This is a genomic window from Pedobacter alluvionis, assembly GCF_003664035.1.
GTDB lineage: Bacteria > Bacteroidota > Bacteroidia > Sphingobacteriales > Sphingobacteriaceae > Pedobacter > Pedobacter alluvionis.
Genome location: NZ_RCCK01000016.1, coordinates 58,719 through 71,680, shown reverse-complemented (window position 1 = coordinate 71,680; position 12,962 = coordinate 58,719). Strand labels below are relative to the sequence as shown.

General features: G+C 40.9%; 8 protein-coding genes. 2 read left to right on the top strand and 6 right to left on the bottom strand.

The genetic code is table 11. The annotated features are described in order from the left end of the window. The first annotated feature begins 533 nt into the window (after window positions 1-533). A complete protein-coding gene (locus BCL90_RS24285) occupies window positions 534-1,130 on the top strand; it encodes a GIN domain-containing protein (protein WP_121287896.1) in 597 nt (198 codons plus the stop codon). Window positions 1,131-1,461: 331 nt separating this feature from the next. On the opposite strand, the gene BCL90_RS24275 is transcribed toward BCL90_RS24285, so the two are convergent. From BCL90_RS24275 to BCL90_RS24250, 6 genes are all read right to left on the bottom strand, one after another. Then, complete coding sequence (locus tag BCL90_RS24275; protein WP_121287894.1) at window positions 1,462-3,096, bottom strand: ABC-F family ATP-binding cassette domain-containing protein; 1,635 nt, start codon at window positions 3,094-3,096, stop codon at window positions 1,462-1,464. Between the two features lie 392 nt (window positions 3,097-3,488). Continuing rightward, window positions 3,489-4,388, bottom strand: coding sequence for a glycerophosphodiester phosphodiesterase family protein (locus BCL90_RS24270; RefSeq protein WP_121287893.1), 900 nt, complete (start codon window positions 4,386-4,388; stop codon window positions 3,489-3,491). Between the two features lie 27 nt (window positions 4,389-4,415). Beyond that, the gene (locus BCL90_RS24265; protein ID WP_121288009.1) at window positions 4,416-5,825 is read right to left on the bottom strand and encodes a RagB/SusD family nutrient uptake outer membrane protein; all 1,410 of its coding nucleotides are present in this window, start codon (window positions 5,823-5,825) and stop codon (window positions 4,416-4,418) included. Between the two features lie 67 nt (window positions 5,826-5,892). Next, on the bottom strand, window positions 5,893-9,075 hold the full coding sequence (locus BCL90_RS24260; protein WP_166792278.1) for a SusC/RagA family TonB-linked outer membrane protein: 3,183 nt from the start codon (window positions 9,073-9,075) through the stop codon (window positions 5,893-5,895). A gap of 83 nt (window positions 9,076-9,158) precedes the next feature. Further along, a complete protein-coding gene (locus tag BCL90_RS24255; protein ID WP_121287891.1) occupies window positions 9,159-10,229 on the bottom strand; it encodes a FecR family protein in 1,071 nt (356 codons plus the stop codon). A gap of 79 nt (window positions 10,230-10,308) precedes the next feature. Next, window positions 10,309-10,896 carry an RNA polymerase sigma factor gene (locus tag BCL90_RS24250; protein WP_121287890.1) on the bottom strand — a complete coding sequence of 196 codons (588 nt, stop codon included), beginning with the start codon at window positions 10,894-10,896 and terminating at the stop codon, window positions 10,309-10,311. 704 nt (window positions 10,897-11,600) lie between these two features. Between BCL90_RS24250 and BCL90_RS24245 the strand changes: the two genes are divergently transcribed. Further along, window positions 11,601-12,935, top strand: coding sequence for a putative sensor domain DACNV-containing protein (locus BCL90_RS24245; protein WP_121287889.1), 1,335 nt, complete (start codon window positions 11,601-11,603; stop codon window positions 12,933-12,935). Window positions 12,936-12,962: the final 27 nt, after the last annotated feature.

Sequence of the window (12,962 nt, the reverse complement as noted above, 5' to 3'; positions counted from 1 at the left end):
TAAATGTCTTATATGGTCAAAAAAATAACACTAAATATCAGTTGTTTACATAAACGTCATTATAAGGCACGAAGCAGTCTTAAAGCCCACGCTGGTAGCGATCGTTGTAAGAATGCTTTGCCGGCTGAAAAAGCCTTCTCGCATCCGATAGCAATCTGATGACGATTCTTCGCGGTCAATTAATTCGTTTAAATTCCCTGTCTTTCATACCGATTTTAGGCAATAAATTGACTCCATCATTGACATTATTTTTCAAACAACTATTAATCAATAGGTTAACTACTTCCATATTTAACAGGAGTTCTTTATAAGCGCTATAAAAAAACTGTTCGCCGTCGCACATCAACTGTTCAGAAATGAACAGCCCTCAATAAGCAAATGAGCAGAAACACCTCTTAAGAAGCAATTAAGGACACATTTGTATTTTGGCACCAGCTTGGTTAACCCTGCAAATGAATAACATTGGTACAAACTGATTCGCAGTAGCAGACAGACTACCATAGTATAAAAAAATAACATTTAATTAAACACAGATGAAAACCTCAATTAAAACGCTGATCACCATGACATTTGCCTTAACAACCTTGATGGCTACTCTTCCAAACAATTTAAGGGCTGCAGAAAAAAACAGGATATTACTTTGCAACATTCAAAACTTTAGAAAGATTTTGATAAAGGGCAATGTAGAAGTGATATTGGTTCAAGGAACTTCCATTGGAGTATCTTACGCAGATGATAACGCAGGTAGTGCGAAAGTTACGCAACAGGGCGAGATCCTACGTATTACCAGCCTCGATAAAGAAAAGTGTAAACTTATTATTTATGTAAACGATATCTACCGCATTGAGGCAGATGAAAATGCGGTAGTGAAAACAGAAGCAAAATTCACCACGAAATTTCTCCAGATCATTCTTAAGGGAAATGCCTTTGCCGATATTGACACCAGTACTGAGGGGCTATATACTGAAATTCTCGACAGCAGTACGTTAAAACTAAAAGGTAATACCAATCGTCATGCTTTGATTATGGGCAAAGCAACCAATTTGACTATTGATCATTTTGCGGCTGCCCAAACGGATGTTAGCCGGGTAGAAACCTCTGAGGAGGAAATTGCCGCTCTTGTTCCTTAACTTGATCAATTTTTTATATCGGGTGGTAGTCACTCTTATCAATAGCTATCGGATGTAGCGCAGCGAAATGGAGAGATCTTTGAACTATGTTAAAAGATTTCTCCACTGCGGTCGAAATGACGATGCTTCGAAACCACTCGCGGTGCTAGCTAAAAAAAAAGCAGCTCTCTTCAGAACTGCTTTCAAACCTGGGCTAAGGGTCAATGTCATTAAGTTAAGAGATAAATCGCAAAAAGATGTCACCCTGAGCGTAGTCGAAGGGCATTTATTTGCGATTTATCCATCTCAAAAAGTATTCGACTACGCTCAGACTGACGACCGCGGTACTTATTTAGCTTTGCTCAATTTCCTTCAGGCTATTCATTTTTTTATAGGCTAAGAATCCTTTGATATCTTCAAAGTGTTCACGAACACGTTTATTACCAAATTCAAATACTTTTTGCACCAATCCATCTAAGAAATCCCGGTCATGCGATACCAAAATTAAAGTACCATCAAAATCTTTCAATGCATCTTTAATAATGTCTTTGGTCTTCATATCCAAATGGTTGGTCGGCTCATCCAGGATTAATACATTTACAGGCTCTAACAACAATTTAATCATAGCTAAACGTGTTTTCTCGCCACCAGAAAGCACTTTAACCTTTTTAGTGGTATCATCGCCACTAAACATAAAGGCACCTAAAAGGTCTTTGATTTTTATTGAGCCGTCGCTTAAAGGAATTTGATCAATGGTTTCGAATACGGTGAGATTCTCATCAAGTAATGCGGCCTGGTTTTGCGCAAAATAGCCAATTTTAGCATTGTGTCCTACTTTTAAACCGCCTTCAAAATCTATCTCGCCCATAATGGCTTTAATCATAGTCGATTTACCTTCGCCATTTTTACCAACGAAAGCTACTTTTTCTCCCCGTTCGATCACCATGGATGCTTTTTCGAAAACCACATGATCGCCATAAGTTTTAGTAAGTTCTTCTACCATTACCGGATACTGACCTGAACGTGGCGATGGCGGAAACTTTAATCTCAATGCCGATGTATCTACTTCATCAATCTCAATTACTTCAAGCTTCTCGAGCATTTTAACACGCGATTGCACCTGTAAGGTTTTAGAATAAGTTCCCCTAAAACGATCAATAAACTCCTGGTTATCGGCAATAAAACGTTGCTGTTCTTCATAAGCCTTTAACTGGTGTATACGACGATCAGCACGCAGTTGAAGGTAATGGGTATATTTGGCTTTATAATCATATATCCTGCCCATCGTTACCTCAATGGTACGGTTGGTAATGTTATCTACAAAAGTACGATCGTGAGAGATGACCATTACGGCTTTTGCCGAATTGATCAGGAAATCTTCCAGCCATTGAATACTTTCGATATCCATGTGGTTGGTAGGCTCATCCAGTAAGATCAGATCAGGTTTCTTTAATAAAATCTTGGCTAACTCAATGCGCATACGCCATCCACCCGAAAACTCAGAAGTTTGGCGGCTAAAATCTTTGCGCTCAAAACCCAAACCTTTTAACACTTTCTCTACTTCCGCATCATAATTGATTTCTTCAATGGAATAAAATTGCTCACTTAGTTCCGATACGCGCTCGATAAGCTTCATATAATCATCACTTTCGTAATCGGTACGGATAGTAAGTTGCTCGTTCAGTTCATCAAGCTCTTTTTGCATCTGGTTTACCTCTGCAAAGGCTTTCATGGTTTCCTCAAAAACAGTAACATTGTCATGAGTGAGCAAATGTTGAGGCAAATAGGCAATCACCGCTTCTTTCGGACCTGTTACGTTACCAGAAGTAGGTTTAGCTACATCAGCAATTATTTTTAGTATGGTCGACTTGCCTGCACCATTTTTACCCATTAGGGCGATTTTATCGTTCTCGTTTATCGAAAAGGTTACATCGCTAAAAAGGGTAGTTCCGCCAAATGAAACGGAGATATTATTTACATTAATCACGAACTGGGAATATTAAATTAGCGGCAAAGATAAAGGAAAGCGGTTAAATTTAATAGCCAGTCTGGAAAAACCTCAAACTATTGATTCCAGCGCATAAAATTTGAACTGAACGAAATTTAAACAAGAAGCTGTATCATAAATATTGAACTGTCAATCTGAGGGATAATTTATTTTATAAAAATCAATATAAATGACCTAATTAATCTTCACGTAAAAATTACCTTGTGTTACCGTCATTTCGAGCGGAGTGCAACGCAGTCGAGAAATCTAACTAAATAGATCTCTCCACTTCGCGTTGCTCCGGTCGAGATGATGACCATTCTATTGGAGTCTTTATGATACAGCCTCTATGCAATCCTTAGCTATACTTAATCAAAATCCAGTTAGAAAAACTAGTGATGAAGTTTTTTTGATTTTAAATATTCAATAAGTTCTTTTGGCCGGTCGGTCTGGATCAGGTTTGCTTTATGGCTAATCAGCCAACCCCAGCTTTCATCCTTTTTGTTTTCTTCAACTGCCATGTCATCATCATGACCACCGTTCTGTTCTGGCCATAAGCTATTGATCCATAAACCATAATTTGTTCTCAGGCTGGCAATTTTTTTTAAAACCGACAAGGTATCGGTACTGAAGTTGGCCTGGATAATGGTTTTTTGATGGGGTTTATAACTTGCAATAATTTCTGAAGCATCAGCTCTTTTCATATCCACTATTGGCATGATGGTAATGTCATCCTCAATTTTACCTACCTCCTGTTCTATCTGGGGTAATGGTGTACTTCCTTTTACATTAACGATGGCCTGGCCGATCATTCCCTGTTCACGCAGTTCCTTAATTACCTGAGGATAATAATCATATCCCTTATCTACATCAATAATGATCTTATTTTTCGCAATGGTCAGTATTTCAATAAAGGTTGGTACATGGTGTTTAGTTGGATGCCCTGAACCTGAGCGTAGGAAAAAGGTTTTCAATTCGGCTAGGGTATAATCAGAAACGTCACCTTTTCCTGTTGTGGTTCTATCAATGGTTTGATCGTGCATGATCACCAGCTGGCCGTCTTTTGTTTTCTTCAGATCCAGTTCCATAATGTCTACTCCCATAGCAATACAGTTTTTAAGGGCCTGAATTGAATTTTCAGGCGTATTGCGCCAGTCGCCACGATGGGCAGTAACCAATACCCTTTGGCTTTTAGGGTTAAGTACTTCTTTTAAACTAACTTCTGGTACCGATTGTGCAAACCCACTAAAAGCAATACATGCTATTGATAACTGTAAAATAATTCTTTTCATTTCGTTTTTATTAAAATTGGATGGTATTTATGGATTTTGTTTAATTGCGGGATCTGTATCAATCTGGTCTTGCGGAATAGGCTGCAAGAGATCGTGGTTTGTAATTCTGGTGGTTATATTTTGTGAGGCAAACCAGGCGTTCATTACCGAAATGGCAGTACCTGTTCTAAGCAGATCAAACCAACGATGGCCTTCCCCTATCAGTTCCAATCTTCTCTCCAGCGTAATTGCATCCCTAACATCTACCTGACTCTGCTGTGTGGCATCGGTCAGGCCCGCTCTTCTTCGTACCAGATTCAGGTAAGTTTTTGCTGTCTCAGCATTCCCCAGCTCATTTTCATCTTCTGCCAGCATCAACAATACATCTGCATAACGCAACACCACAAAATTACTGCCTCCGTCTACCGGAGTTGTTGCCGAAGCTTTCAGCTTGGTAGAAAAAGGAGTTCCGGCACTGGTTAGGCCAACATAAGCTGTTTTGCGTTTATCTGAAGCACTATACAGCTGATAGAAACTTTTGGTTGGCAGATTATGGCCTTTGGCGCCGCTGATGGTACCCGATGGACTGAACTGCTGGTAAGCTGAACTGCCTTCGCTGTTTCCGTTTATGCCAGATGCAAACTGGACGGCAAAAATAACTTCATTATTATTCTTGTTAGTCAATGCGAAAATGTCAGCTGGCTCAGCAAGCAACTGGTGCCTTCCCGAGGCAACTACATCTGCCAGTACGGCTTTGCTTTCTGCAAATTTGCCCAAGGTCAGATAGACTTTCCCGATTAAAGATTGGGCAGCTGTTTTAACAGCTTTTCCTGGTGTAGTGGTACTTGCAGGCAATTCTTGTATGGCATTGGTCAGGTCTGAAATGATCTGCGCATATACCAGATCTTTATTTGTGCGCCCCTGCCCAAAAAACTCGTTAGGATTAGTGGTTTCTTTGGTCACTAAAGGTACATCGCCAAATACCCTGACCATATTAAAGTAGAGCAGGGCACGGATAAAGTGCATCTCTCCTTTTCTAGCCTGTTTTACTGCAGCGCTGGCATAAGAAATACCATCAATCCTGTTCAGCACGGTATTGGTACGCTGAATGCCCTGGTAGGAATTCTTCCATAAATCTGAAAGCATGCCATTGGAGGCAACGGTGGTAAACTGATCGAGCTGGCCATACATCCCGCTGTCATTTGCAGGCACCTCATCAAATGTATTGTCTGAGGGAATTTCTCCGATGGCCGGCAGGTAAAGGCCATATAAGCCGTTTAATTGTAAGGTACCGTAAACCGCGTTCACATACTCTTCAACTTCGATTTCTGTGGTGAGAAAATTAGTGAGTGATTTAGCCGTAATGGGCTGTTGATCGAGTTCTTTAGTACAGGAAGTTATTCCTAAAAGACAGAAAATTCCTCCTGTAAAAAGTATTTTATTGATTATTTTTTTCATCGGTATATTATGGTTTTTAAGCGACAAGCTTGATGAGGGTTTCATACAATTAAGATGTTGCTTTACTTTAAAAGGTTAAATTGAAACCTGCTACAAAAGACCTGGCCACAGGATAGTTGGAATTAGAATAGCCTGAAGTAAGTACGTTATCGCTGGTGGCATCAGGATTGAATCCCCTAAAATTAGTTACGGTGAGCAGGTTATTCCCGGTTACATATACACTTGCCCTGGATACTTTTAGTTTAGACAATAATTTTGAAGACAGGTTGTAAGTAAGCTGAACATTACGCAGGCGGATATAATCAGCCTTTTGGAAGAAAATATTCGAGGCATTGGTATTTAGCCTGTTGGCAGAATAATTGGTATTGGGTTGCGCCAAAAAACCATTTGGGTTATTAACAGGATGGTACCTGTTCTCGTAATAATAAGTATCGGCCATCGAGAAACCTTCTCCGGATTCCATATTGACTAATCCATTATCATAAATTTTTCTTCCCCATATTCCGTTGATAGAGAAACTCAGTTCAAAGCTTTTATAAGCCAGACTACTGTTGAAACCATAGGTAATTTTTGGTGCGTATGTACCGAAGCCCATCCGGTCGTCGGGCGTTATTTTTCCATCGCCGTTTACATCCTGCACAATATAATCGCCCAGCAGGGTTCCGGCAACGTGCGGACTGTTGTCTATCTCACTTTGGTTTTTATACAAACCAGTTACATTATAACCATAAAGCTCGGCAATTGGCCCACCAACTTTGGTTCTGAATGCGCTATTGGTACCAGTAACAATCTGGTTCTGGCCCGGCCCCAGTTCCAATACCTTATTTTTATTGCTGGCGATGTTGGCACCAAAATTCCAGTTTAAAGGACCAAGTTTAATATTTGTACCAGAGAGTTCGAGCTCCAGACCTTTGTTGCTGGCCCTGCCCACGTTTTGCAATGCACTATCATAACCCGATTGCGAGGGTACGGGAACCTGCAATAAAAGATCTGAAGTGACCATCGAATAATAATTGGCAGAAAGGTTCAAGACTTTGAAAAGCCCTAAGTCCATTCCAAAATTATAAGAGGTTTTAGTTTCCCAGGATAGTGTACTGTTTGCCGGGTTAACTGCAGCGAAGCCTGGAAGAAGTGTTGATCCACTTACATAACTTAGCGGATTTGCAAGGGCATAAGAACTGTAATTACCAATCTGATTATTTCCGGCCTTGCCGTAAGTCGCCCTGAACTTTAATAAATCAATCCAGTTTACCTTTGGAAAAAAATCTTCTCTACTCACAATCCATCCCCCGGTTACCGATGGGAAATTACCCCATTTGGCATCCTGGCCAAACCTTGAAGAACCATCTCTCCTGATGGCTGCCGAAAACAGGTATTTGTTTGCATAAGCATACTGTAATCGGGTCAGGTAAGAAAGCTGTGTCCAGATATACCTTTGCGGAACCACAGAAAATGAAGATGCTCCGGCAATGTTGTCAATGTTATTATCAGGAATTCCGGTACCTGAAACCAGCGTATTGTTACCAGATTCTTTCTGAAAAGTGGTTCCGGCCAGCACATTGATGTCGTGTTTCCCAAAGGTCTTCTCAAAAGTAAGGGTGTTCTCCCAAAGGTAATTGATCACCGAGCCATTTGTTTCGCTCGCCCGGGCTGGTTTTGGTGCTGCCGTACGGTATTCACCCACATCAGATGGGGTAAAAAAGTCGATAAAACTATTGCTGTAATCTCCACCTAAAAGTGATTTAAAGGTAAGCCCTGCAACTGGTTTAAAATTAAGGTAGGCATTACCAAAGGTGCGGAACAGGTTTTTATTGTATTTCGTTTTTTCCATTATCGCAACAGGATTTTCACCAAGGGCACCATCTTCTGGTGTATTCGCAGTAATCTGCTGGCTTATGGCCAAAGAGCCGTCGTTGTTTCTTGCAGGGAAAAAAGGATACATAATCAGTGCGGCACCAATGGCATCACTGCTCCTGCTCGCATCATTCTGGAAAAAATTCTGACGGTTGTAACTTGGGTTAATGCTCAAACCTATATCAAATGATTTAGAGAGTTTGGAATCAAACTTAAACGACATGCTGTAACGTTTCAGTCCGGTTTCTATCACGATCCCGTCCTGATCAAAATAATTGCCCGAGAAATAGTATTTAGATTTATCGTTTCCGCCTGAAACCGCAACATTATAACTGCTGATGGGCGCCGTTCGAAAAATCTCATCCAGCCAATCGGTATTGGTTAAACCTGGCTGGTTATTTAAGTAGGGCTGAATGTAGTTTAACCTTAAATCTCTTTTATTCGCACCTTTCGAAACCCTGGTGGCATAATCATCGCTAATACTTCTGTTTGTTGGGTTTCTGGATACATAGCCCCAGTCCCGTGCTTCGGTATTTAGCTGGGCGAACTGATAACCGTCTACAAGATCTACTTTATCTGCACGCACCTGCGCACCAGTATAAAAGTCGAAAGAAACGGTATTCTTATCTGAACGGCCATTTTTAGTGGTAATCAGGATCACCCCATTGGCAGCCCTTGAACCATAAATGGCTGCTGATGCCGGATCCTTCAAGATATCAATGGTTTCTATATCCTGGGGATTCACTGTATTGAGTGAACTTCCTTCAGAAAGTGGAAAACCATCTACAACTACCAGAGGACTTACACCCGCCGTAAGCGTACCGATACCGCGAATCACGATCTGTGGATCGGTACCTGGCTGCGCCGAAGCATCATTAATCACCACACCAGCTGCTTTACCGGCAAGTTGCTGGGCGAAGTTACTGCCAGCATATTTATTCAGTTCCTCTGATTTTACCTGCGAAATTGCTCCGGTAATCTTGGTTTTTCGCTGGCTGCCATAACCTACCACCACCACATCATTCAATCCTGAAGAACTGGTTTCCATACGGATGAGGATAGAGTTATTGGTACCCGGATTGATTAGGAAGGCCGGTGATGTCTTCTTTTCGTAACCGACATAATTAAAAGAAAAATCGTACCTGTTTCCTATTTTAACATTGTTAAAAACAAATATTCCTTTTAAATCGGTAACGGTACTTTCTTGTTTTTTAGTTGTCTGATCTACCATCATTACCGATACCCCGGGAAGCGTAGCACCTTTTTCATCAACTACGGTTCCTTTAACTGAGGTATTCTGCTGTGCATAAACAGCATGGGTAATCATGGTCAGCAGCGCAAATGCGGCAAAACATTTGAATTTTCTGATTGTCTTTTTAAGTTTGTTTGTTTGCATGATATGATTAAAAATTAAGCAATAGCGTCCCTTTATCCCGTTTAGGGGGACATTCATTTTGGTTAAAAACCAGGGTTTAAAAATTATTTTTGTTTGCTGATGGTGATGCTTTTAGCGGTAAGTTTATAGGTTAACCCGTTCATGTTACAGATAACAGGCAGTATCGTATTCAATTTTTCGGCAGCACCAACGCTACCGGTAAAGTATAATTTCTGCAGTTCGGCCTCTTCAATTCCTTCATAAACAAGATTGGTGTCATAGCGTTTCGATAAGCTGCTAAACACCTCACTCAAAGTTGTTTCATTAAATAATAATGCATCCTTTGTGGCTGCGCTGAGTACTGGTTGCGGCTTAACTGCTTTATCCGAATCTTTAAAATTGATCAGGCTATGCACCTTGAGTTTGGTATTAATGGATAACTGTTCTCCGGGAATTAAATAAACATCGCTCATTTTCATCCTGCTTTCGGAGCCAGCTTTAACAACGACCTTCCCTTCTATCAGCTTTACCGTAAGCCGATTCTCTTTATTGGTGTTAACGGTAAATTCGGTACCCAGTGCAGTTGTGGTAAAGCCATTTGCACTTACGATAAAAGGATGGTGCTTATCTTTAGCAACTTTGAAAGTAGCCTCACCTTTCATGCTGATATTTCTGCTTCTGCTATCAAAAGGTTCATAATAACTCAATGAACTCTTGGGCTGAAGGGTAACGCGTGAACCATCAGAAAGATTTATAATCATTGCACTTTTGCCAGAATTGTATGGCTGCCTGAGTATTTCTTTTTTTACCTGTACATATTGATCGGCTGGTCCTTTCTTCTGTGGGGTATGGTTATGGTTAAAATATAGTGCTGTAGCTAAGGCAACAACTAATAAAGCAGCAACCATTTTTATCCAATGGTAGAGTGGAAATATTTTTGCGCTTTGCTTTACCTCCTGATCATCCATCCGGATATGGAGCCTGGCTAAAATGTGGTCGAATCGCTTTTCCGTAATTTCTTTCTTACCCTCTGATAGCTCCAGATCATAGCCAGTTTTTAAATCAGACTTTAACTCAGCTGAATCTTTTTGTAAAGATTCAAGAAGTTTATGCTGCTCTTCTAAACTGGTCTCGTTAGCCCATAGTTTATCTATGAGTTCCTTTATTTCTTTCATCTGCCTGTAAATACGCTGAAGAGGATGAAATGGGGGTGACTAACTATGTTATTAAAACATTAAATTACCATTAAGAAAACTATAGATATACTAACATAACCAAAACCGACACACTGATAATTCCGCCAGTTGGATTTCTGGAAAGCATATATTCCCTGATGAAGTATTTGGATTGTTTGAGGTAGTCTTTTACCGATTCAGTAGATAATCCCAGGAGCTGTGCAGTTTCTTTTTGCGATTTTCCTTCAAACCGGCATAGCCTGAATACCTTTTGTTTTTGGGGTGAGAGTGCATTTATAGCTTCCTCAAGCATGCTAAGTTCTTCTTCGATCAGGTATTGATCAGGAAATATTTCTTCTGCAACAGTATGAAAAGGATCATAACTATCTACATAGCTGATATTTTGTTTTATTTTCTTTCTGAGGTAAGATATTGATCTGTTGTAACTCACTACAAATAACCATGCCGATACCGGTTGTTCAGGATCTAGTTTAGCCTTATTTTCCCAAAGTGCAAAAAATACATCCTGTAGAATATCCTCGGCGATAGAAGGATCCTTGATCAGCTTAAAAATATTGGCATATACAGCCTTATGGTACTCCTTGTAAATCTGATCGAAAACGTCCCTGTTATGCAACGGATCGTTTTGAAATTGATGCTTTACCATGAAGAATTAGATTGACCAAAAATATTTTGTCCAAAAATACAGCCTCCATGTTAACTATATATTAAGCTTTCTATTTCAGAATGCTCAGTAATGCAATGCCAATCCCTAATGTCATTAAGTTAAGAGCTTTTAACCACAGATGAGCACAGATAAACACGGATTTTAATATCTGTGTGCATCCTTCCTATCTGTGGTTAATTATTTTTGCTGGTCGAATGGCTTTACTTAATCACATTGGGCCAATCCATAATCCCAATACCATTAAGTTAAGAGTTTAACCAAAGGTGAGCACAGATAGACACTGATTTTCATATCTGTGTGCATCTGTGGTTAATTATTTTGCTGGTCGAATGGCTTTACTTAATCACATTGGGCCAATCCATAATCCCTATACCATTAAGTTAAGAGTTTAACCAAAGGTGAGCACAGATAGACACCGATTTTCATATCTGTGTGCATCCTTCCCATCTGTGGTTAATTATTTTTGCTGGTCGAATGGCTTTACTTAATCATATTGAGCCAATCCCTACTCCCCAATACCACTAAGTTAAGAGTTTAACCAAAGAAGAACACAGATAAACACGGATTTTCATATCTGTGTGCATCCTTCCTATATGTGGTTAATTATTTTTTTTAAAAACACAATACATCCATATGTTGTTATAAACCGTATATAAAACCAAAATAACAAGTGCGATCTAGCAATGATTGAGGAAAAATCAAAAACAACGGACCTTGCAGCGCACATCCATGCCAAGCTGAAGCATAGCAGATTGGCGCTGGCAACTCCCCCATTAATTGTTCTTGAAGAACTTTTCGAGTGCCTTTTCTACACCTCGATGAGAACCGAAGAGGGCGAGCTGACAAAGGTGGCCGTTACGCTGATCGATCCTGCAAATCCTGATCCCAATCCACCACGGCAGATCGTTTCAGAAAGATGGAGCTGTGTAGAATTCGCCCAGCACATTCCTCTCGACATCAGGTCACTGACCAAGCTGTCTAAGGCAGCCGACCCGTCTGGAACTTCGCTGGCAGTCTATTATGATCAGGATGGAAAACTTTTTATCTGGGGAATGATCGACCAGGCGATGCACTACCAGAGCTTTCTGAACTACGAATCCGAATCGGGATCAGAGCAGCCCGGGCTGTTCCAGGTATTTATAGATGATATTGCCACGCTTAAGGTCATGTTCGACTACGAACTCCTGGCTACCTTAAAACAAAATGTACTGGTGACCCGGTACCTGGATGTATTCACCATTGGACCAGTATCCAAGATCATCAGGAAAAATGCCGGCGCAATAAGGGCCGAGATCAAGGCCTTCCTGTTTGCCTCACACCCGGGGGAAGATTTTGCAGACTGGGAAGAATTTGTAGACAGTATCTGGACCCAGACACTTTCCAGATTGCTGCTCAAAATTCAAAACTACCATCATGGCGGAGCGGTGCTGATCTCCGAAGATAGTAGCGCCGTCGACATTAAATATGCACTGAACTATAAAAGATTGCTACTTGCCATCAGCGGTTACCTTAAACAGACCATAAACAGTTATGTGACGGAACATATGATCGACCAGCGGCTGGCTTCAGGCAAGCAAACGGTTACCAGATCGCTCTACCAGCAGGAAACACTCGCCCTACTTGCAAAAACAGAAGTGGCAAACGAGATTAAGGGCTCAGTGAGCTTCATCGCTTCGCAAAGCTGCGTAGACGGCGTAGTTTTATTTGGACAGGACATGGTGGCGCGCGGCTTTGGTGGGGTAATCCGATCGAAAAAGATGCCAGGGAAGATCTATATATCTTCTACGGCCACCGCAACCCCTAAATCATTGATCCCCATAGATCCCAAACATTTTGGTACCCGGCACCGCTCAATGATCGCCCACTGCTGGTCGCATCCCGGCAGCCTTGGTATAGTCATTTCCCAGGATGGGGATATCCGCGTATTTTCCAGAATCGAGGACAAGCTGATCATGTGGGAAAACATCAAAACCCAGCAGTACCAAAAGAGCGGAAAGCTCAAGGCAACCAGGAACTGACCATAAAGAAAAATTTAACGCTACATT

Excerpts from the sequence above, each read along its gene's own strand:
- BCL90_RS24285 (WP_121287896.1), top strand. The coding sequence starts at position 534 with ATGAAAACCTCAATTAAAACGCTGATCACCATGACATTTGCCTTAACA.
- BCL90_RS24270 (WP_121287893.1), bottom strand. The coding sequence starts at position 4,388 with ATGAAAAGAATTATTTTACAGTTATCAATAGCATGTATTGCTTTTAGT.
- BCL90_RS24265 (WP_121288009.1), bottom strand. The coding sequence starts at position 5,825 with ATGAAAAAAATAATCAATAAAATACTTTTTACAGGAGGAATTTTCTGT.
- BCL90_RS24260 (WP_166792278.1), bottom strand. The coding sequence starts at position 9,075 with ATGCAAACAAACAAACTTAAAAAGACAATCAGAAAATTCAAATGTTTT.
- BCL90_RS24255 (WP_121287891.1), bottom strand. The coding sequence starts at position 10,229 with ATGAAAGAAATAAAGGAACTCATAGATAAACTATGGGCTAACGAGACC.
- BCL90_RS24250 (WP_121287890.1), bottom strand. The coding sequence starts at position 10,896 with ATGGTAAAGCATCAATTTCAAAACGATCCGTTGCATAACAGGGACGTT.
- BCL90_RS24245 (WP_121287889.1), top strand. The coding sequence starts at position 11,601 with ATGATTGAGGAAAAATCAAAAACAACGGACCTTGCAGCGCACATCCAT.